This window comes from Chryseobacterium sp. MHB01 (genome assembly GCF_034651565.1).
Classification (GTDB): domain Bacteria; phylum Bacteroidota; class Bacteroidia; order Flavobacteriales; family Weeksellaceae; genus Chryseobacterium; species Chryseobacterium nepalense.
This window is the reverse complement of sequence record NZ_JAYEDA010000005.1, coordinates 139,437-161,375: the sequence shown is the minus strand read 5'-3', so window position 1 is coordinate 161,375 and position 21,939 is coordinate 139,437. Positions and strand designations below refer to the sequence as shown.

The window sequence follows — 21,939 nt, the reverse complement described above, 5'->3', positions numbered from 1 at the left end:
TAAGCTAAAAAATCCGTTCTGATCAGAACGGATTTTTATAAAAATTATTATTTTTTCAAGCATTTCTCCAGAAACTGATCCTGCTCCCAAAGCAAATGCAGAATGTTTTCTTTCGCAACATATCCGTGAGCTTCCTTGGGAAGAAGAACCATTTTTACAGGTGCGCCAAGATTTTTCAACGCCTGGAAGTACCGTTCCGTCTGAAGGGTAAATGTCCCGGGATTGTTATCGGCATCACCGTGAACCAATAGTAATGGTGTTTTCATTTTGTCGGCATTCATAAATGGTGACATCGTATTATAAATTTCCGGAACATCCCAGTAATTTCTCTGCTCGCTCTGAAATCCGAAAGGTGTCAATGTACGGTTATACGCACCACTTCTTGCAATTCCACAGGCAAAAAGATTGGAATGTGTCAAAAGGTTGGCTGTCATGAAGGCTCCGTAAGAATGTCCTCCTACCGCAACTTTTTTACGGTCGATGTATCCGAGCTGATCAACAGCATTAATGGCTGCTTCAGCATTGGCAACCAACTGCGGAATGAAAGTGTCGTTCGGTTCTGTTTTTCCTTCCCCGATGATCGGGAATGCGGCGTCATCCAATACGGCGTAGCCTTTGGTCGTCCAGTATACGAAAGATCCGTAATACGGGAAAGTGAAATCATTCGGGTTTTGGGTATTCTGGCCTGCCGTATTTTTGTCTTTATATTCCGTAGGATAAGCCCAGATCAGCAAAGGAAGTTTTTCGGTTTTTGCTTTTCTGTCATAACCTGCAGGAAGGTAAAGTGTTCCCGTCAAGGTAACTCCATCATTCCTTTTGTAGGTAATAACTTCCTTATAAACATCTTTTATGCTTTCAAACGGATTGGCAAACTGGGTTACCGGTTCTGCTTTATTGGATTTTATATTTTTTTTGTAATAATTCGGGTATTGGCTTGACGACTGTTGGGTTGTCAAAATCTCCCCTTTTGAAGGATTCAAAATATCGATGATTTCTTCTTTTGCATTTTTAAGATTGGAGGTGTAAAGTCTCTTCTTTTTTAAAGTTTTCATATCCATCTCATCCAGAAAAGGGTGCTGTCCGTCTTTGGTAAACCCGGCACCAATAAGGTAGGACTTCCCTCCTTTCATATCAACCACATATCTTCCGTATTGGTTTTTGGTGGTGTTAAAATTTCCCGGATCATTATACACATCCTGATAATTTCTGTCGTCAATTACTTTAGATTCTCCGTTATTCAGGTCAATCAGATAAGATTTAGTATTTCGGGTATCATACCAGCCTTCTGAAACAATAGCATAATGGTCGTTTGTCCAGCTGGTTCCTTCATATCTTTGTTTTGTTTTGAAGAATGATTTCGGGGCATTACTGAAAGGAGCTTCCCAGGTAAAAATTTCATCCCTGAAATCTGCCGGTTTTGACTGATCCCCACCGTCCAGCGCTTCAACATAAACAAGGGTTGCAGGCATATCGCTTCTCCATCCCATATCTCTTTTTCCCATTCTTACCGATGAAAAGCCTTTCGGCATAATCTCATTCAAAGGAATTTCATTAACCACTTTTACAACATTTCCGTTGGTATCGTAAACTGTTGTTGTCATCGGAAAACGGCTTAAAGGAACAATATAAGAAAATGGTTTTTTAATGGTTGTGGCCATCAGGTAATTTCCGTCCGGAGAATAGCTCAGGCCGGTGTACATATCCTGATCTTTAATTTTCTTAAGATTTCCCTGAAGATCTGCATTATAGATTTCGGAAGCGGTGAGAATTTCAAAATTCTTTTCATCCTGAGGATTTTTAAGCAGATCCTGATACGTTCTGTTTTGTGAAACCTTACCATCTGATGTAGAAACAATAGGCCCTGTCGGGAGATCTTTACTGGAATCAATCAGTGCTGGTCTGTTCTGAGGAAGAACTTTTAGCAATAAATTTTTTGAATCTTTATTCCAGGTATAAGGGCTTCCCAGATTGGCGTTCAGGTTATCTGAAGTAATTTTTCTTGCCGTTGCAGTTTCAAGATCGACGATCCAGAGCTCAACACCTTTGTTAGTGGTATTGGTAAACGCAAAAGATTTTTCGTCCGGGGAAAATGAAGTGTACGCAATTTTAGGGTTTTGCGGTAAGTTTTTAACCTGAACTTCGGTTTTATCATTCAGCTTTCGAACTTTTAAATTATTAATATAGGTAGCTGAACTTGAAATATTAGTCACCGGATTTATTCTGAGTCCGCCAAGTTTCATTTCCTGCTGGCTAAGATCTTCAAGGGTTTTATAAGTCGGGCGGTAACTAAAAACAATCCAGTCTTTTTTGCTGTTCATTAAGACACTCGGAGGTCTTTCATAGTCTGCCAGCTTTAAAATTTCGGCAGATGGCTTTTGGTAACTGATGTTTTCCTGCGCCTGATAGAAATTAAGAAACGCAAGAAGGCAGATGGTTAACTTTATCTTCATTAATTCTCTTTTTGACGAATTTAATAAATTTTATGTTAACCTGAGTCTCTTTCCGTTTATTGAAACGAAATAAAAAAAGCAGCAAAAAATTGCTGCCTGTATTTAAATTACCACTCGGTGGCTCTTTTTCTTTTTTCGATCATATGATCTACAGAGAATTTTCCGGGTCCGAAAGCAATGAGCAAAAGATATACTGAAAGATAAATAAGACTCATTTCCCGTTTTTCAAAAGGATCTGCTCCATGAACCACAAATGCTGCGATGATCATCGTAAATATTAAAAATCCCAAGGCAACTCTTGTAAATAATCCTAAAATAAGAAGTATGGAACATGCAAATTCTGCGAAAACAGTAAGAACTAAAGATACGGTTGGTCCCATTCCCAGAAAATCGAAGAATTCAATCTTTCCGCCATCCAGAAGCATCTGAAGCTTGGGAAATCCGTGAGACAGCATCGCGAAACCGATAAAAACTCTCACTACCAATAAAATAATATCTTTAAAAACTGTATTAGAATTTGTCGTGTTCAAATAGTTCATTAAGTTAAAATTTAATTAAAGATAACGAAAAATCTTCTTATATAACGGCTTTTCAGCAGTTTTTAGTCTATCTGTAACCGAAGTTTTTCAGATCTCTGTCATTTTTTCTCCAGTCTTTTTTCACCTTTACAAAAAGGTTAAGGTGAATTTTTTTATTGAAAAATTTTTCCAGATCCAGCCTTGATTCTGTTCCTACCTTTTTAATGGCTTCACCTTTATGACCGATTACGATGCCTTTCTGAGTATCCCGTTCTACATAAATAATAGAATCGATGAAAATAATTCCTTCTTTTTCCTTGAACTGCTCCGTTACCACTTCTACCGAATAGGGAATTTCTTTATCGTAGTTCAGTAAGATTTTTTCACGGATGGCTTCATTCACGAAAAACCGTTCCGGTTTGTCAGTATATTGATCTTTGTCGTAATATGGGGGATTTTCCGGAAGCAATGATTTCAGTTTCGGTAAAATAATATCGGTGTTAAAAGCATTCAGTGCGGAAATCGGCAGAATCTCGGCTTTAGGAATTCGTTCATGCCATGTTTCAACCAGCTTTTCAAGTCCCTCCTGATTGGTCTGATCCACTTTATTCAACAATAGAAGGACCGGTACGGGAATTTTATTCAGTTTATCAATTAAAAATTCTGAAGGCTCGGCTTTGTCGGTAACATCAACGATGAACAGGAATACGTCTGCATCCTGAAGGGAATCTTTTACAAAATCCATCATTTTTTCCTGCAAGCCATATTTTGGGTCAAGAACTCCCGGCGTATCGGAAAATACGATCTGCAAATCTTCTTCATTATAAATTCCAAAAATTCTGTGGCGTGTTGTCTGTGCTTTCTGGGTAACAATGGCCAGCTTCTCGCCCATCAACTGATTGAGTAAGGTTGATTTTCCGGCATTCGGTTTCCCGACGATATTTACAAATCCTGCTTTGTGCATAAAAATTATATTGAACTGCAAAGTTAATAAAACAAATCTGGTCTTTCGGCCTATTCTCGGGATTTAAAATGATAAGCCCCCGAAAATACTTTAATTCCGGGGGCTTTTTCAATTAAATATATACTTTATCTGTTGTTGATATCCACTCTTACCGGCATTACATAGGTAGAAGCGATCATATTTTCGTTTAATTTTCTGCTGTCTATTCTGTATTGCAGCTTGCTCAATACGTTCTCGATTTCTCTGCTTACGTTTTTGCAGTCGCCTTTGGAGTGAACATTAACAATCTTTCCGTTTTCGGCGATGTCAAATTTCACTTCAGAATTTACAATTCCCTGCTTGTAATCGGAATTGGTAAAATCGAAATTGTCCATCAGAAGATTTCTTATTTCGCTGAATGCATCGGCTTTATTCAACTGTACTTCCTGAATAGTATTATTATTGGTTGCCTGCGCTTTTGCCGTATTCATTAAGGTTACCAATCCACAAACTAAAAAAGAAGCGATTACTATCTGAATTTTATTTTTCATAACTCGTTGGTTTTAAGTGTTATTTTAAATTATTTACTAACTCTTTACCAAAGATATATAAAAAAATTCATATTAATTTTACATACAGTTAACATTGAGTTAACATTGAAAATTAAATTATTGATTTTCAGCACTTTAAAATTTTAAAATTTTTGAAAATTTAATATTGGGAGTAACTATTTGGATGAAAAAAGGCTGAATTAATAATTTTCAGCCATTTAAAACAAACTAGTTAACGATTTGGCTAACGTAACTTAATAGATTTAATAATTTAGGTGTTTTTTCTACAAAATCTACTCCTAAAAAAGTAATATTTTTCCAATCATTAAGTCTTTTTCCTAAATCATAAATTGTATCATGCCATTTTCTTAAAGTTGTTTTAGAGTGCGTAATAGCCTCTTCTGTTTCAGCTCCTTTTAAATCCATTAACTCTTTCATACCCTCAATAAAAATGTTTTTCCACTCTTCATTTTCTACTTTTAGTTGCTGAAATTCATTTAAGATTCCTTCTGCTTTTAGAACATCAGGATTTGTGGAATATGCATTGAAATTATTTGTTTGAGTGTTGTTGCTTCCTCCAAATTGATTTCCGCTAAATGTTGAGTTTTCTCCGAAGTTAAATTGATCTCCCATATTAGTTTTCTTGTTTATTATGTTTTCCTCCAAATTGATTTCTATCAAATGTAGAATCTTTTTGAAAGTTATTTTGTGTTTCTATATATGTTTCTACATGTACAATTCTGTTCTTTTCTGATTCTTCTAATTGTCTTTTAAGATCTTCTATTTCTTTTTCATTATTAATTATCCCTAATATATCTTTAACATTCAAATCTATAATCTCTTCATTTACTAAATTAGTTAATGGTATTTCCTTTCTATCCTTGTGATAATATAATACCAACTCTCTGTAATTTATGGAATTTTCATATTTTGAAATAAAAATATACTCTTTATACTTAAATTTTGTATGATTTAGGTAACTCAAAATATTTTTATGAATCTCACTAAAGAAAGGACGAGCATCTTCGCCTTTCATAAAAATAGTTATTCTTCTGGTTTTATCATCCGAAATTACAGTTGCTTCAGTTTCTTTATTTAAATCTTGATCAATATCTTTTAAAACAATACCTGTTTCCCAATATTTCTCACCTTCGACTTTTCCAAAAAAATCAACAATGAATTTACTTATAATATTGGTCGGAAAATATGCAAAAAATTCAAAATAAAATATAAGGTTAGCTTCTTTCGTTAATTTAACAATATCAATCTCTTTAGGTAAATCTTTATCAAATTGTGAAGGAATAAAGCATTGATTTTCTTTAAAATAAGCTAATTTGAAATCTTGCATTAACTGTCTAATAAATGAAACATCTGATTCTCGATATTGGTGTGAACATTCATCAGTTGGTTCCAAAATTATTTGTTTAAGTTCTAAATCATCAAGAACACCATGCTTTTCATTAGCAATTTTTGACATCAAAATTTTATAAACACCATCACTTAACCATTCAGGACTCAAAATTAGTTTATCAAAGTTTTTGAAAAATCTAACTGTACCAATTTTTTGTAATATTTCTAATAAATCCTCTGGTTCTCCTGAAACTTTATGCAAATCATATAAATCTTTTTTAAATAAATCAAAGCTTAAGGACGGTTTACCTTTTAAATAATTATCCTCAAGATCATTTTTTAAATCATGATAATTTGCAGGAATTGGAGTATTAATATTTTTTATTTCTAAAACTTTTTGTTTGATTTCAGCTAACAAGTTATCCACTTTATCTTTTTCCTCTTGGACACCTTCATTAACTTTTAGTAGAGAAATATAAAAAAAACCTTTGATAAAAGGATATTCAGATTTTAAAGCATTCTCTTCCAGCTTAAAATTAGAGTTCTCATCCATTTTATTAGCAACTAGAAAAACTAATGATTCACGAGCATAATTTTTAATCCAGTCTAACCATTTCTCTGGCTTTTCATCTTGTCTTGCATTTAATAATACAATGTATATTGATTCATTAGTAATAAAAAACTGATGAACTTGTTGTTGAATCCACTGTCCACCAAAATCCCAAATATTTATTCTGTAATCAAAATCTACAATTTTTTGATTCCAAATATCAATTTTAATTCCTGTTGTCGCACTTTTACCTAATTTGAAAGGTTGTTCAAGAATATAGTTTCTAAAATTAGTTTTACCAGCCTCACCTTCTCCTAAAATCATTAGTTTTGTTTCTCTTAAAGGGCGTTGCTCTTGTTTGAGATTTTCAAAATAATTAATTAACTGTTTTTTCCTCTCAGATAAATCTTCAATTTGAAGTATTTTAATTAAAAAATCATCTAATGAATTTCCAAATAAATTTATTTCCCCTTTGTCACAGGAAGTTTTATCAATATAACAAAAATTAAACTTATCAATAAATTGATATAGGTTATTAATATCATTAATATTATTATTTGAAAAGTCGATACTTTCAAGTTTTTTTAAAGCTTCAATTTTCTCAATTTTGGTAATTTTATTATTATCAATATCTAATCGACGAAGATTATTAAGTGTTTCTAAATTTTTAATTTCTGTAATTTGATTTACGTGTAAATAAAGACTTTCTAAGTTTGATAAGTTTTCTAAATTTTTAATTTCCGTAATATTATTATTGGAAATAAATATACTTTGTAAACTGGATAAGTTTTCTAAACCTTTTATTTCAGTGATTTCATTCCCCCATATATTGAATTGTTTAAGATTTATTAAATTATCCAAATTCTGAATCTCTTTAATGTGATTTAAGGATAGATCAAGAAAAATTAAATTTCTTAAATAATTAAAATTTTCAATTTTTTCAATTTGATTTGAAAATAAATTGAGATTTTTAAGATTTGATAAAGAATCTAAATTTTCAATTTTGTTAATTTCATTGGAAGATAGGTCAAGAGTAGTAAGTTTTTTTAAGTTAGATAAATCTTTAATTTTTTTTATATAGTTTGATGATAAATCTAGATGTCGAATACTTTTTAAATGATTTAAATTTTTAATTTCTGTAATATGATTTCTTGCCAATGATAGTTTTGAAAGATTATCTAAATATACTAAATTCTTAATTTCCTCTATATCATTATCAGACAAATTTAAACCTATAATATTATTATTTTCAATTTCATAATGATTACGAAATTCATCATTTAAAATATTCCCTCCATCTGGCATTTGCTCAAGAATTACATAAAATGTTTTCTCAATATTTAATATTTCTAAAGGTTTATTCATATTATTAGTTTTCTTCAAAAATAAACAAAAAAACCACAATTCACATTGCGGTTTTTTGTAATATACTTATATTTTCTTACTCCAGTTCCCTCTTCAAAAACTTCCCTGTCAGACTCTTCTTCGACTTCACGATTTCCTCGGGTGTTCCCTGGGCAACGATCTGTCCGCCGTGCTTTCCGCCTTCCGGACCGACGTCGATGATGTGGTCTGCCATTTTGATGACATCCATGTTGTGTTCAATAATGATGAAGGAATTTCCTAATTCCACCAGCTGATTAATCGCATCCATCAGGATTTTTACGTCTTCAAAATGAAGTCCGGTGGTTGGTTCATCCAGAATGTATAGTGTATTTCCGGTTTGTCTTTTCGCAAGTTCCGTAGCTAATTTAATACGCTGTGCCTCTCCTCCACTTAACGTCGTTGACTGCTGTCCCAATGTGATATACCCTAAACCTACATCATGTAAGGTTTTCACTCTGGAATAAATTTTTGGAATCGGCTGGAAAAATTCCACCGCCTCATCAATCGTCATATCCAGCACATCGGAAATCGATTTTCCTTTGTAACGAACCTCTAAAGTTTCCCTGTTGAATCGCTTTCCGTTGCAGGTTTCGCAATGAACATAAACATCCGGCAGGAAATTCATTTCAATCACTTTTAATCCGCCTCCCTGACAGGTTTCACATCTTCCGCCTTTTACATTGAAAGAGAATCTTCCGGGTTTGTACCCACGGATTTTACTTTCAGGCAATTCTGCAAAAAGATTTCGGATGTCTGTAAACATTCCGGTGTAGGTTGCAGGATTGGAACGCGGCGTTCTTCCGATCGGGGTCTGGTCTACATCCACAATTTTATCGATGTTTTCAAGACCTTCAATTTTTTTGTACGGCAAAGGTTCCTGAACAGCTCTGTAAAAATGCCGGTTCAGAATCGGATATAAAGTTCCGTTGATCAGGGATGATTTTCCGCTTCCTGAGATTCCGGTAACCACCACCAGCTTTCCTAAAGGAACATTAAGGGTAACGTTTTTAAGGTTATTTCCGGTTGCACCCTTCAATACAATATTTTTACCGTTCCCTTTACGTCGTTCTTCGGGAATTTCGATCTTTCTTTTTCCGTTGATGTACTGTGCGGTGATCGTATCTGCTTTCAACAGATCTTTGGGTTTTCCCTGCCAAAGAATTTCGCCTCCGAATTTTCCGGCTCTCGGACCGATATCCAGTACCTCATCGGCTTCCAGGATCATATCTTTGTCGTGCTCCACAACCAATACGGAATTTCCGATATCACGAAGGTTTTTCAGGGAATTGATTAATCGTTCGTTGTCTCTCTGGTGGAGTCCGATACTTGGTTCATCCAAAATATAAAGAACATTCACCAGCTGCGATCCGATCTGTGTTGCCAGACGAATCCTCTGGGACTCTCCTCCGGAAAGTGTTCTGGAACTTCTGCTCAAGCTTAAATAATCCAACCCGACATCCAGCAGAAACTGAAGTCTTGTTTCGATCTCTTTTAATATTTCGTGGGCAATAATTGCATTTTTTTCGGAAAATTTATCTTTAACATCGGCCAGCCATTCTTTTAAATCAATAAGGCTTAAAGCATTAACTTCAGCAATATTTTTTCCGTCAATCTTAAAGCTGAGGCTTGAAGGCTGCAGACGTGTTCCTTTACATTCCGGGCATGTTTCTTCTGTTGTGAAATGTCTTTCAAGAAGTATCGCTTCGTAAGATTCCCTGTCTTCGATGATTTCTTCCATAAAGGCAATAAGACCATCAAAGCTTATTTTAATTTTTTTCGTAATTCCGGCGTATTTCAGGTCTTTGTTGAACTCTTTATGACAGCCGTTATACATGTAATCCAATGCTTCTGCCGGAATGTCTTTCATAGGAGTGGTCATTCCCAAGCCGAAGATTTCAAGAATATTTTTGATCTGGGAAAGAATCCATTTATTGGATTTAAGATCTTCCAAAGGCAGTAAACCTCCCTGGTTGATTGATAATTTAGGATTTTCAATAAAATAATCAGTATTGATTTTTTTAATGGTTCCCAGTCCTTTACAGGTTGGACAGCTTCCTTTCGGCGAGTTGAACGAAAAGGTATTCGGTTCCGGTAAAGCGAGTGAATGACCGGTTTCGGCATCCATTAAATTTTTAGAGAAATACTCAATATCGGTACTTCCCAGCTTTTGGATTCCGATAAGGCCTTCTCCCATTTCCATTGCCGTACGCAGGGATTTTTCCATTCTGTTTTCCGAGGCACTTTCCCCGATAATCCAGCGGTCGATCACAATATCGATATCGTGGGTTTTATAACGGTCAAGTTTTAAATCATATTCAATGTCCTGCAATTCACCGTCAATTCTTGCCTGTCCATATCCTTTTTTTGCCATCTGTACAAAAAGCTCGTGATAATGGCCTTTTCTGGCTCTTACGACAGGTGCCATCAGCATGATCTTTTCGCCTTTATAATTTTCTTTGATGGTTTCGAGAATCTGCTCTTCGGTGTAGCTTACCAGTTTTTTTCCGGTGGTTTGGGAGTAGGCATCCGAAACTCTGGCAAAAAGGAGACGCAGGAAATCATACAATTCCGTTACGGTTCCTACAGTTGAACGCGGGTTTTTGTTCGTCGTTTTCTGTTCGATGGCAATTACGGGAGAGAGCCCTTCAATTTTGTCAACATCAGGACGTTCGAGCCCTCCAAGAAATTGTCTTGCATAGGCCGAAAATGTTTCGATATAGCGGCGTTGGCCTTCTGCGAAAATCGTATCAAAAGCCAGCGATGATTTCCCGCTTCCTGAAAGACCGGTAATCACAACAAGTTCGTTTCGGGGAATTTTGACATTGATGTTTTTCAGGTTGTGCTCGCGCGCACCGTAAACTTCTATATATTCTGTTGATTTACTCATAATTTGGTGTGATTTTACATGAAAATCACGATGTGCAAAATTACGGAATTTTATGGAATTTTCTGTGTTAAAAAACGTTAGAATATTGATCCTTCATTTCCATATGATTTTTAATTTCAAAAGATTAATCTATAAAAAAATACCGGTATGAATTTTACCGGTATAAATTATATTAATGCAGAATTTATTGTACAAAAGAATTGTAGGAACTCAGGACAGAATCATAAGCAGAACTGATCTCCTGAATATTGCTGTCCGGAATCTTACTGGCCGCTTTAGAATCCCTGATCAGCTTCCTGTACTTATCCAGAAACTCAGTCGCCCTTTTATTGAAGTTTTCAAACAGGGTTTTCTTATAAGCATATTGCTGCCCTTTCACGTCGAATTGTTTTTTTGCATTTAGATCAACTGCTTTTTCCAGTTCGTCATATTTTTTCTGCACTTCTGCTTCATTGAAACCTTGTGTATATTGTTTATCAAGCACATCCATGGTGGCATCAAGATCATTCATCACCGATTTGGATGACACAATATAATCTTTCATCGGATGATCTTTTAAGATAACTTCTTCGGCGGCTTCGGTAGCAGGTTTTATTTTGGTAACAATATTATCACCTGCCAGGAAAAATGCTTTTGCTTCTTCATCAATATCTTTTTGTAAAGCTAGGGCTTTTGCTCCCTGATCGTCCTTATAATCTTCCGAAGTGATATAGGATTTTAGCTCTTCATATTTTTTATCAATACTTTCACGCTTTCTTTTATAGGTAATGAGCTCTGTTTCAATAATTTTCTGTTCACTATCAAAACCGGAAGGAACACCCTTAATTTTGCTTAAAGAATAATCCATTGAGTTAATGACCATCGGCATACTGTAGACGGTTTCTCCTTTAGATTTTTTTACTGCGGCCTCAGCATATTCAACAATGTTCTCTACATGTCTGGAAGTGCTTTTGTAGGAATCAAGGAAATTGTTATTAAAATCAATAATGGCCTGTGACTGGTCTTCCCCAGCCTTTTCTACTGCATTTTCTATTTTATCAAGTCCTTTTTTGCAGCTCACTGCTGTTACACTCACCGACAGGGCAAGTGCAATCGTCATCATTTTTTTCATAAAAATATTGATATGGTATTTATTGTATAATTATTGGTCAGGAAAAATCGGTGTCTTCATTGGTTACCTTCACTACATATTCTATGCCGTCGATGGCTTTAAGAATAATCTGGTTCCTGAGGATATTGGCCATATTTTCCCAGTAGAGTCTTCCGTAAAATGAATAATTGTTCGGGACAATTTCAACTTCTACGGTTCTTATGAAACCTTCTTTCGGCTTATTGCTGATCATGGTCCCACGTTTTACCCGGACTTCTTTCAGTTCGTCCTTCAGTACCATCCGGCAATAGTTTTTCACATCTTCCAGGGAAATAATTTTATCCCTTGTGGTTAAAGCATATTTATATGCCTGGATACTGTCGGTTCCTTTCTGCTCTTCAGCTCCACCAATGGTTTCACTGAGTAATATAAGAACCTGAGATTTCAGCTGGTTGGACAATTCCGTTCCCGGACGCATGTGGTTGGCAAGGGTACAATGTGTGATCCAGAACGAAGCGTAGGTATGATCCGTTTTCTCAACCGGTTCCATAATTACATAGTTCAGCTCCTGCTTAATGCTTCTTTTAGCGTTATTTACTTTCTGAACCATGGACTTCATTTTATCAGACATTTCGCTCAGCAAACCTTTTACATTATCTCTGTTTAATAGAGAGAAAGCGGCGATTTCGTCGCGTGTGAGTTCAAGAACATTGGCGATCATGTCGACAGCGTTTCTGTTGGTAAAACGTTCCATTCCGCCTTTTCTTACGGTGTATAGCCCTTTTTTCAGATTGTCGTTCGGGGTAAACGGAATCTCGGTGTATCTTCTTCCGTCGCCATCCTGAACTTCATCAACATACAGGAAATGCTCACCTTCATCGGTGACCAGCGGAATATTATTTCCCATAATATCGAGGCTGTATTCTGTTTTTTTCCAGCCGCGGTTATAGATTGGAAAGGCATTCAGGACGAAAGAAAAATTATCAAGGATTTCTGCGGAAAACTGTGGTGGAAATTCAAAGGTAAGCCACAGGTAGCGTTTCCCTTCAATATGTTTGGTGATTTCTTCTTTATAATCAACATAACTCAGATTTTCCGGAAGTTGGCCGGGTTCGGAAAATAATGAGTTTGAAATTCCGCTTACTTCAATAAATTTATGATGGTAAATACTTTTTACATCTTCAATGATTTTATTGCGGATAGACTGTTCGTAAAAAATCTGCTCATATCCTTCAGCCTGAGTATTTTTGTAATACGTTAATCCTTCCTTGATAAAAAGCGGATTTCCATTGCTTGTAACCGTAATGTAAGGCAATAGCTTATACGTGAAATCCAGGTGCTCAAATGCCGGATTAGAGCAGTAAATGCTTATATATTTCGGAAAAGTTTCCTGGGAATATTTACTGACATCAATGCCGATTGTTACTTTTCGGTAGTCTTCGGGTTTTCCCTGAAACCTTGCAATCGGAATTTTATTTAAACGCTCATCAATGCTGTAGCAGGTATTCCCGACAAACATTATAGCGGTTTGAACGTTGTTAATCCTTACATTCCCCACTGGTGTAAAAGGAATGTTGATCTGTTTATCGGATTCCGATTTTATGGTGGATGTCATATGTTTCCTGAAGAAAAATTCAGTATGTTCCAACATAATTTCTGAAGACTCGAAAGGCTGTGTAAAAGCAATAGCATGTGCAGGAACCGGATGAGTATAAATAGACGGAGTTAACAGTTTTGCCAGTTTTTCAAGGATTCTGGCGTTTACCGTCTGTATTTCATTATTGGCTTTAAAAACTTCCGTGCTGAAAGCGTCAATCAGCAGTTTTACGAACGGATCAAGCGACTGCGGGCTTTTCAGTCCCCATACTTTAGTGGCATTCTGAAGCATTCTCGCCTTTACCGATTCTTTGGAATATATATTCTGATCTAAATTCATAGTTTGTGATTGCGGTGTTAGAAATTAATCAATTGACATCGGGCTGAGAAACAGTTCCGTAGAAAAGCTGAAACGTTCTCCTGTAGCCTCCATTTTTGCATTGATGGCAATTTTTACTTTCTTTTTGATTTCGGTATGTTCTTTTGTGTCGTAAGTATGCTCCACAATCTGGATATGGGCATCAATCTGGGGATTTACAATTCGCGGTTCATATTCCTGAATCTGCCTTTTGAGACTTTTAATAAAGACCGTTTCCCAGACGGCGCTGGTAACGCCATTGTCGAATTCAAGGTTCCAGACATCATTTCCGTAATTTTCATCATATCTGTTTTCGCCTTTTTTGGTGGTGATCAAAAGCATAATATTATGGGCAATGCTTTCTCCCATATCGCATGTATCGATGCTTCCTCCTTCCGTCATTAGGGTTGACGGCACAAAAGGCATTCTGTAATTTGGTGTGTCCATAATTCTGCTTCTATATTACATCATAATTGTCGTTTGACAGAAGAGAATACCAAATTAATGATTTTTCATGAAATATAGTACAGTAAAATTCTAAAATTAATGAATGTTTTTAAACCTTTTTGATGTAAAGGGTAAAGAAATTAAGATAAATTATTTTGAATGGATAAATTGCACGCTGTAATCTGTTTATTTAAGGATTCGGGGCTTCAAACAAAGTTTGAAGCCCCGAATCCTGCTTTCATTAATATCTTGAAAATTATTTTTTAATAAACTGATAAACCGCATAATCAATCTTAAGGAGATAAGATCCCGAAACAAGATTCTGTACAGGAATGCTCTTTTTATTTTTAAATGGTAAGTTTTCAGAATATATCAATTTTCCTGAAAAATCAAGGATTTGTACCGACTTAACCTGATCTGTTTTTCCTTCAACAAATATTTCATCTTTGGCCGGATTCGGATAAATTCTGAATGCGTTTTCTGATGAAATGAGATCTGATACGGAAAGCACACCCAGATTCTGGCAGTAATCGGAAGAATAAGAATCCCATTCATTATTATTGAAAACTGTGTTGGGCTGGTTGATACCCGCTTTTCTGTATAAAGAAACATTTCCTAATACCAAAAAATTATTCGTGGAAGGAACACCAATTGCATCAACGGTAGTAGATTTATATCTTAATTCTAAATACTGGCTGCCGGAAAATGTCATTTGTGGAGCCGCTGTCGCAAATTTTGCCTGGTTGATGGTATAGCATGAAAAATTAGCATTCGGATTTAAAACTACAAATGTTTCATTGTTCTGTACGATCCCTTCCAGTTCATAAGGGTCAGGGAAATAATAATTGGAGCCGCTCGGAAATTGAATCGATAATCTGTAATCACTCAGGTTGACGGCGTGGCCTGTTCTGTTGGTGATTTCAAGACCTTTATTATTCGAACTTCCCTCAAGATATTTCGAAACAAAAAGATCTTTAGTATAGACATCTGACGCTAAAGTTGTCGTGGAAACGGCATTGCTGTCTGGAGAAAGTAAATAGCCGTTGTCGTATGCTTTTACTGTAAAGGTATATGTGGTGGAGGGTGTTAAATGATCCGCACTGAAAGTAGACCCTTTTGTTGTTGCCACCAGATTTCCATTCTGATACACTTTATAACCTATTACATCGGTGCTTGTACTTGGTGTCCAGCTGAGGGTAACAAAGTAAGCGCTGTTTTGTGTAACCGTTAAATTTGCAGGGCTTTGTGGTGCAGTATTGTCAGTCGTCTGATTCCATATTGCATTTGCCCACGAAGGATTATCAATAAAGGGATTTCTGTTTTTCTGAATAGCATATACTGCATTATTTCTGTCAATTTCCCTTTGAGAAACAGGATCTTGCTGATGCCACTGAAGCAGCATCGCAATATAGGCCGGATCATAAGCTCTTTCTTCGGTTCCATCCAGAGGATTGGTATCTGAAGCAGGATTGGTATTATTGTCAAAATTAAAAGTTCTCAGTTTTCCCTCATAGCGTACGGCGAAGTAAAGGAGACTTCTTGCTACATCTCCCTTAAATTCATCAATCGGCTCATAAACCCGACCAGTATAAGCCATTCCCGGAATAGCAGATTTTGCGATTTTCGATGAATTGGTAAATGTATAATAAACCGGAGATCCCGCAATCCCGTATGGATAATTGCTCCGCAGCTGATTGATTCTGGCATCGGTGGGAACTACATAAAATAAATCGGAATACATAGGATAATTGCTGTAAAAAGTACTTTGAGGCATCATGTGTTCCCTGTTCCAACCCAGACCTTCCGCGCTGGCGCTCCCGATGATATTTGCAGTCGTATATTCGTAAGCATCCGGACCGGAAGGAATTTCAGAATAAATATCCAGTAGTATAGTTGTGTTAGAAGAATCATAATCATAATACCGATCCAGGTCAGTCTGGTTGTAATAATTGGTGAGATCGCCATAATGCCAGATGATATTTTTTTCAGAGATAATGTCATGGAGCTTGGACTTCAAAGAATATCCAGATAAACCCGTAGTTCCATTATAATATCCCGCCGGAGCCTGCGCTGCAGAATAAGATACTATGAGAATGATAAGATGTAGAAATTTTTTCATGCCGTAAAAATTGGGTGGCTAAAATAGTAAATTAATATCCTTAAAGTTCGGGATTTTTTATTAAATATTATTAACTTTTAAAATATAAAAACCTGAAAATTAAAAAATTGAAACAGGAGTAGAATGCTTTGAATAATTTTTTTGGGCGTTCCGTCAATTTAATTATCTTTGGGAATTAACTATATATCTATATGAATACAGAGACTATTGACAACATTAAAATGATAGCGGAAACAGCAAAAGAGTTTGCTGAAAAGAATATTAGACCTAATATTATGGAGTGGGATGAAAGTCAAACGTTCCCTAAAGATTTATTTCATGAATTAGGAGAAATGGGGTTTATGGGAATTGTTATTCCTGAGCAGTATGGTGGTTCAGGTCTTGGATATCATGAATATGTTACCATTCTGGATGAGATCTCTCAGGTTGATCCTTCTATCGGTCTCTCCGTAGCAGCACATAATTCCCTTTGTACGAATCATATTTATGAATTCGGGAATGAAGAGCAAAGAAATAAATGGCTTCCGCAGCTTGCATCAGGAAAAGTAATCGGTGCATGGGGACTTACTGAGCACAATACAGGTTCTGATTCCGGCGGAATGTCCACTACTGCTGTAAAAGACGGTGATGAATGGATTATTAACGGTGCTAAAAATTTCATTACCCACGCTATTTCAGGAGATATCGCAGTAGTGATGACCAGAACGGGAGAAAAAGGAGCTAAAAATAATTCCACTGCTTTTGTACTTGAAAAAGGAATGCCGGGTTTCAGTTCCGGGAAAAAAGAAAATAAACTGGGGATGAGGGCTTCTGAAACGGCAGAACTTATTTTCGATAATGTACGTGTGCCGGATTCTCACCGTTTGGGAGAAGTGGGAGAAGGTTTCAAGCAGGCCATGAAAATCCTTGACGGAGGAAGAATTTCAATTGCTGCTTTAAGTTTGGGAACAGCAAGAGGAGCTTACAAAGCTGCTTTAAAATATGCTAAAGAAAGACATCAGTTCGGGAAATCGATTTCAGAATTCCAGGCCATTAACTTTATGCTTGCAGATATGGCTACGGAAATTGATGCGGCAGAATTGCTGATCCAAAGAGCAGCTACTCTGAAAAATGCAAAACAGAAGATGACCAAGGAAGGTGCAATGGCAAAACTATATGCTTCCGAAGCCTGTGTAAGAATCGCCAATAATGCCGTTCAGATATTCGGAGGATATGGTTATACCAAAGATTTCCCTGCTGAAAAATTCTACAGAGATTCAAAGCTTTGCACCATTGGTGAAGGGACTTCTGAAATTCAGAGACTCGTAATCGGAAGAGATATTACAAAATAAAAAAAACATTTTTAAAATAAATACAAATGATTAAACAAGCACTTTTAGGTGAATTCCTGCATGAGGCAGAGAACACCAGAAAACTTTTAAATGCAATTCCGGACAGCGCATTAGAATGGAAACCTTCTGAAAAAAACTGGACAACGGCTCAGTTGGCGTCCCACATTGCAGAAGTCTACAACTGGTATGACGGAACATTTAACAAAGATGTCTTTGATATGGGAACTTATCATTACGATAAAGGCGACATTTCAAAAGCGCAGACTATTGTGGAAAAGTTTGAAGAAAATGTAGCCAGAGCTCACGACGTCCTGAATAATTGGGATGAAAGTACGATGATGAATGAATGGAGAATGGAAATGAATGGAAATGTCGCTTTTCCTCCAATGCCGAAGATTCAGGTTATAAGAGCTTTTTTGTTTAATCATTTATATCATCACAGAGGAGAACTGATTGTTTACCTGAGATCAACGGGAAATAAAGTCCCGGGAATGTACGGTCCTACTGCTGATGATAACTCATTTTAAAAAAATTAGAATTATATCATTAAAAGTGAATAGTACACGTGTTTTGCGTGTGCTATTTTCTTTTTAGGAGAAAATGTAAAAACAGAAATATTTAATGTATTGCATAATTATTTAGATGGAATATCTAAAATATTCTTAAAAAATTTTGTTTTTCGTAATCATATTTTTATTAGATTTGGTATTCCACAATCAAATAAGAATTTATATGAAAAAACAATTAACGTTGTTGGGAATGCTTTTTCTATCCGGCATTTCCTTCGCGCAGACCGATCGTCTCTGGTCTTCAGGTTCAGGAAAAATAACTTCCAACATCTTCGAAAACAAAAGCAGTATTATTAATCCTAAAATTTACAGCCTTGACATTAATGGGTTAAAAAATGCTCTTGTTAAAGCTCCAAAAAGGCTGGCTACCGGAGAAAAATCTGAAATTATCATCTCTTTTCCCAATGCTGAAGGAAGAATGGAAAACTTCAAAGTCAGAGAAAATTCCAATTTCGATCCTCAGCTGGCTGCAAAATACCCTGATATAAAAGCATATGTGGGTGAAGGTCTTGAAAATCCTTCTTCAACTGTTTATTTCAGTGTTTCACCATTAGGACTTTCGTCCATGGAAATTTATGGTGATAAATCTGCGGTTTTTATTGAACCGTACACCAAAGATCTTTCCACTTATATTGTTTATAAAAAATCTGATAAAAAAGACGATCTCAATAAATTTGAATGTACCGTGCTGGATGTTGCCCAGAAAGGCGCTTCAGTGTCTACCAATATGGCGGCAAGGCCTAATGCGGATGATGCTAAACTAAGAACATTCAGACTTGCATTGTCTTGTACGGGAGAATATACGGCTTATTTCGGAGGAACTAAAGCGAATGCTTTAGCTGCAATGAATAACACCATGACCCGCGTCAACGGCGTTTTTGAAAAAGATTTTTCGGCAAGAATGGTTTTAATTTCCAATAATGATGCTGTGATTTATACAAGCGCCTCATCGGATCCCTACTCTGCTGCTGCACAGATGAATAACTGGAACTCCCAGCTACAATCGACCTTAACATCAGTTATCGGCGAAGCCAATTACGACATCGGTCACCTGTTCGGAGCTTCCGGAGGTGGTGGGAATGCAGGCTGTATCGGATGTGTATGTACCAACGGATCCAAAGGAAGCGGCTATACTTCTCCGGCAGACGGAATTCCTTCAGGAGATAATTTTGATATTGATTATGTAGCCCACGAAATGGGACATCAGTTTGGCGGAAACCATACCTTTTCTATGAGCAATGAAGGCACTGGCGCCAATATGGAACCGGGATCAGGATCAACAATTATGGGATATGCAGGAATTACCAGCCAGGATATTCAGCCGCATTCCGATGCGTTCTTCCATGCAATCAGCATTCAGCAGATTACCAATAATATTAAAGCTAAAACCTGTCCTGTAAGCACCAATACCGGAAATTCAATTCCTACTGCTAACGCAGGGTTAGATTACACTATTCCTAAAGGGACACCGTTTATGTTAACGGGAACCGGAACAGATGCCAACGGAGATTCGTTAACCTATATCTGGGAACAAATGGATAATGCTTCTTCTTCCCAGACCGGCGCAAGCTCCGCGGCAAGTGCTACAAAGGCTTCAGGGCCTACTTTCAGATCATTTACTCCAACCGCTTCACCGGTAAGATATTTTCCGAGAATGTCTTCTGTTCTAGCCGGAGCTACAACAACGACTGGTTCGGAAATTACCGTGGAAGCCTTATCTAATGTAGCAAGAAGCTATAATTTCAGATTTACGGTTCGCGACAACAGAGCCGGTGGTTCAGGAAACAATTCTGATGATGCAGTGATTACGGTAAACGGAACTGCAGGACCATTCAGCGTAAGCTCTCAAAATTCAGCAACAACATATACGGGAGGAACATCTCAAACAGTGACCTGGAATGTAGCAGGAACAACGGCAAATGGCGTAAATGCAGCGAATGTGGATATTCTTTGGTCTACTGACAGCGGAAATACATGGACTACATTGCTTGCGGGAACACCAAACGACGGTTCTCAGGCGGTAACGATTCCTAATTCATCTACCACCACGGGAAGAATCATGGTAAAAGGATCCAATCATATTTTCTTTGATGTAAACAATGCCAATATCACAGTAAATGCAGGATCAGGAACAACAGATACTACGGCTCCGACAGCACCTTCATTAGCAGCGTCAGGAACTACTTCTACAAGCACCAACCTATCATGGTCCGGAGCAACGGATAATGTTGCGGTAACAGGTTATGATGTTTACCAGGGAGCTTCATTGATTGGTTCTACAACTTCTACATCGTATACTGTAACAAGTCTTAGCCCTTCTACAACATATACTTTCTCGGTAAGAGCAAAAGATGCGGCTGGAAACGTATCATCTTCAAGCAACTCGGTAAACGTAACCACATTGTCCGGAAGTACTGTTTCCTATTGTTCGGCATCTGCAAATAATACAGCAGATGAAAGAATCGGAAATGTAAAATTCGGTACGATTAATAATACTTCTACAGGAACTGCGGGATATGAAAACTTTACATCAATCTCTACCAATGTTACCAGAGGAACAGCTTATGCAATTTCGGTAACTCCTGTATGGACATCGACAGTGTATAGTGAAGCATACGCGGTATATATCGACTACAACGGAGACGGAGACTTTACAGACAGCGGCGAACTGGCCTGGTCCAAAACGGGTTCTACCACAAGTCCCGCAACAGGTTCTATTACAATTCCGTCTACAGCTACTTTAGGAAGCACAAGAATGAGAGTCATGATGCAGTACAGTTCGGTTCCTTCCTCTTCATGCGGAACGTATACCTACGGACAGGTTGAAGATTATACATTAAACATCGTATCTTCCGGAAGAGGTGAAATCGGTACGAAAGATCTTATAACAGATATTAAACTGTATCCGAACCCGGTGAAAGACATTTTATATATATCAAATACGACGGCGGAAGATTATAAAATCTTCGATATGGGTGGAAAACTAATCAACTCTGGAAAACTCGAAAGAGGTTCTATCAATGTAAGCAGTCTTATAAAAGGAGCTTATATGATTCAGATCGGAGAAACCTCCAAGAGATTCATTAAAAACTAATAACTGATCAATTAATATTGAGTAAAGGCTGTCCGGAAACGGGCAGTCTTTTTTTTATGGGTGATGAGCAATTAGTAATAAGTAATAAATCATGATTGATTTGCAATTCAAAATTTAGAATTTAAAATTCAAGATTAAGAACTAATGATTTTCATTAAATTATAAAAACCTAAGTCCTGAATTCTGATTTCTGAAACCTAATTTTTATATTTGCCTAAATAAAAAATATTCATGGATAAAATTGACAGTCTGAACCAGGTAGCAGAATTCCACACAACTTTTAAAGCCCCTATTTTAGATACTCCGCAAATTCCTTCCCCAGAAAGATGCGACCTAAGGGTTGAACTTTTACAGGAAGAACTGAACGAATTGAAACAGGCCATTGCAGATAATAATATCGTAGAAATTGCTGATGCTTTGTGTGATTTGCAATATGTATTAAGCGGTGCGGTTCTGGAATTCGGACTTGGCAGTAAATTTGTAGAACTGTTCAACGAAGTACAGCGATCCAACATGTCGAAGGCTTGTGACAATGAAGAGCAGGCACAGGAAACTGTAGAATTCTACAAAGAAAAAGAAGTAGAATCATTTTTTGAAAAATCAGGTGAAAAATATAATGTTTACAGGAAAGCAGATCATAAAGTTCTGAAAAACAAATATTATTCTCCTGCCGATCTGAAGACAATTATTGAAAAATAGA

At 36.6% G+C, this 21,939-nt stretch carries 15 protein-coding genes; 4 read left to right on the top strand and 11 right to left on the bottom strand.

Annotated features, from left to right (window positions below):
* Nucleotides 1-47: 47 nt before the first annotated feature.
* From U9K52_RS10360 to U9K52_RS10310, 11 genes are all read right to left on the bottom strand, one after another.
* The gene (locus tag U9K52_RS10360; RefSeq protein ID WP_322926361.1) at nt 48-2,450 is read right to left on the bottom strand and encodes an alpha/beta hydrolase family protein; all 2,403 of its coding nucleotides are present in this window, start codon (nt 2,448-2,450) and stop codon (nt 48-50) included.
* A gap of 107 nt (nt 2,451-2,557) precedes the next feature.
* Entirely contained in the window at nt 2,558-2,989 is a 432-nt protein-coding gene (locus U9K52_RS10355; protein WP_322926359.1) for a DoxX family protein, read from the bottom strand.
* Between the two features lie 67 nt (nt 2,990-3,056).
* The gene (gene era / locus U9K52_RS10350) at nt 3,057-3,932 is read right to left on the bottom strand and encodes a GTPase Era (protein WP_072882662.1); all 876 of its coding nucleotides are present in this window, start codon (nt 3,930-3,932) and stop codon (nt 3,057-3,059) included.
* A 125-nt stretch (nt 3,933-4,057) separates the two neighbouring features.
* Nucleotides 4,058-4,462 carry a hypothetical protein gene (locus U9K52_RS10345; protein WP_248393506.1) on the bottom strand — a complete coding sequence of 135 codons (405 nt, stop codon included), beginning with the start codon at nt 4,460-4,462 and terminating at the stop codon, nt 4,058-4,060.
* A gap of 228 nt (nt 4,463-4,690) precedes the next feature.
* Nucleotides 4,691-5,095 (bottom strand): hypothetical protein, encoded by a 405-nt coding sequence (locus U9K52_RS10340; protein WP_322926357.1) that lies wholly within the window; start codon nt 5,093-5,095, stop codon nt 4,691-4,693.
* Between the two features lies 1 nt (nt 5,096).
* The gene (locus tag U9K52_RS10335; RefSeq protein ID WP_322926354.1) at nt 5,097-7,727 is read right to left on the bottom strand and encodes a leucine-rich repeat domain-containing protein; all 2,631 of its coding nucleotides are present in this window, start codon (nt 7,725-7,727) and stop codon (nt 5,097-5,099) included.
* Nucleotides 7,728-7,803: 76 nt separating this feature from the next.
* On the bottom strand, nt 7,804-10,635 hold the full coding sequence (gene uvrA / locus U9K52_RS10330; protein WP_248393505.1) for an excinuclease ABC subunit UvrA: 2,832 nt from the start codon (nt 10,633-10,635) through the stop codon (nt 7,804-7,806).
* 184 nt (nt 10,636-10,819) lie between these two features.
* Nucleotides 10,820-11,737: a DUF3829 domain-containing protein gene (locus U9K52_RS10325; protein WP_322926353.1), complete on the bottom strand. Its 918-nt coding sequence runs from the start codon at nt 11,735-11,737 to the stop codon at nt 10,820-10,822.
* Nucleotides 11,738-11,783: 46 nt separating this feature from the next.
* The gene (locus U9K52_RS10320; RefSeq protein ID WP_263603075.1) at nt 11,784-13,661 is read right to left on the bottom strand and encodes a type VI secretion system baseplate subunit TssF; all 1,878 of its coding nucleotides are present in this window, start codon (nt 13,659-13,661) and stop codon (nt 11,784-11,786) included.
* Nucleotides 13,662-13,685: 24 nt separating this feature from the next.
* Nucleotides 13,686-14,126, bottom strand: coding sequence for a GPW/gp25 family protein (locus U9K52_RS10315; RefSeq protein WP_248393502.1), 441 nt, complete (start codon nt 14,124-14,126; stop codon nt 13,686-13,688).
* Nucleotides 14,127-14,382: 256 nt separating this feature from the next.
* The gene (locus tag U9K52_RS10310; RefSeq protein WP_322926351.1) at nt 14,383-16,245 is read right to left on the bottom strand and encodes an endonuclease; all 1,863 of its coding nucleotides are present in this window, start codon (nt 16,243-16,245) and stop codon (nt 14,383-14,385) included.
* 191 nt (nt 16,246-16,436) lie between these two features.
* Here U9K52_RS10310 and U9K52_RS10305 point away from each other — a divergent pair, with 191 nt between their 5' ends.
* From U9K52_RS10305 to U9K52_RS10290, 4 genes are all read left to right on the top strand, one after another.
* Nucleotides 16,437-17,576, top strand: a complete 1,140-nt coding sequence (locus U9K52_RS10305) for an acyl-CoA dehydrogenase family protein (protein WP_248393500.1) — start codon at nt 16,437-16,439, stop codon at nt 17,574-17,576.
* 26 nt (nt 17,577-17,602) lie between these two features.
* Nucleotides 17,603-18,103 (top strand): DinB family protein, encoded by a 501-nt coding sequence (locus U9K52_RS10300; RefSeq protein ID WP_312174176.1) that lies wholly within the window; start codon nt 17,603-17,605, stop codon nt 18,101-18,103.
* Nucleotides 18,104-18,308: 205 nt separating this feature from the next.
* Nucleotides 18,309-21,239, top strand: coding sequence for a reprolysin-like metallopeptidase (locus U9K52_RS10295; protein WP_322926348.1), 2,931 nt, complete (start codon nt 18,309-18,311; stop codon nt 21,237-21,239).
* A 231-nt stretch (nt 21,240-21,470) separates the two neighbouring features.
* Entirely contained in the window at nt 21,471-21,938 is a 468-nt protein-coding gene (locus U9K52_RS10290; protein ID WP_322926347.1) for a nucleoside triphosphate pyrophosphohydrolase family protein, read from the top strand.
* Nucleotide 21,939: the final 1 nt, after the last annotated feature.

What these genes read in the sequence shown, in the direction of transcription:
- U9K52_RS10360 (WP_322926361.1), bottom strand. Translation starts at nt 2,450, where the DNA reads ATGAAGATAAAGTTAACCATCTGCCTTCTTGCGTTTCTTAATTTCTAT.
- U9K52_RS10355 (WP_322926359.1), bottom strand. Translation starts at nt 2,989, where the DNA reads ATGAACTATTTGAACACGACAAATTCTAATACAGTTTTTAAAGATATT.
- era (WP_072882662.1), bottom strand. Translation starts at nt 3,932, where the DNA reads ATGCACAAAGCAGGATTTGTAAATATCGTCGGGAAACCGAATGCCGGA.
- U9K52_RS10345 (WP_248393506.1), bottom strand. Translation starts at nt 4,462, where the DNA reads ATGAAAAATAAAATTCAGATAGTAATCGCTTCTTTTTTAGTTTGTGGA.
- U9K52_RS10340 (WP_322926357.1), bottom strand. Translation starts at nt 5,095, where the DNA reads ATGGGAGATCAATTTAACTTCGGAGAAAACTCAACATTTAGCGGAAAT.
- U9K52_RS10335 (WP_322926354.1), bottom strand. Translation starts at nt 7,727, where the DNA reads ATGAATAAACCTTTAGAAATATTAAATATTGAGAAAACATTTTATGTA.
- uvrA (WP_248393505.1), bottom strand. Translation starts at nt 10,635, where the DNA reads ATGAGTAAATCAACAGAATATATAGAAGTTTACGGTGCGCGCGAGCAC.
- U9K52_RS10325 (WP_322926353.1), bottom strand. Translation starts at nt 11,737, where the DNA reads ATGATGACGATTGCACTTGCCCTGTCGGTGAGTGTAACAGCAGTGAGC.
- U9K52_RS10320 (WP_263603075.1), bottom strand. Translation starts at nt 13,661, where the DNA reads ATGAATTTAGATCAGAATATATATTCCAAAGAATCGGTAAAGGCGAGA.
- U9K52_RS10315 (WP_248393502.1), bottom strand. Translation starts at nt 14,126, where the DNA reads ATGGACACACCAAATTACAGAATGCCTTTTGTGCCGTCAACCCTAATG.
- U9K52_RS10310 (WP_322926351.1), bottom strand. Translation starts at nt 16,245, where the DNA reads ATGAAAAAATTTCTACATCTTATCATTCTCATAGTATCTTATTCTGCA.
- U9K52_RS10305 (WP_248393500.1), top strand. Translation starts at nt 16,437, where the DNA reads ATGAATACAGAGACTATTGACAACATTAAAATGATAGCGGAAACAGCA.
- U9K52_RS10300 (WP_312174176.1), top strand. Translation starts at nt 17,603, where the DNA reads ATGATTAAACAAGCACTTTTAGGTGAATTCCTGCATGAGGCAGAGAAC.
- U9K52_RS10295 (WP_322926348.1), top strand. Translation starts at nt 18,309, where the DNA reads ATGAAAAAACAATTAACGTTGTTGGGAATGCTTTTTCTATCCGGCATT.
- U9K52_RS10290 (WP_322926347.1), top strand. Translation starts at nt 21,471, where the DNA reads ATGGATAAAATTGACAGTCTGAACCAGGTAGCAGAATTCCACACAACT.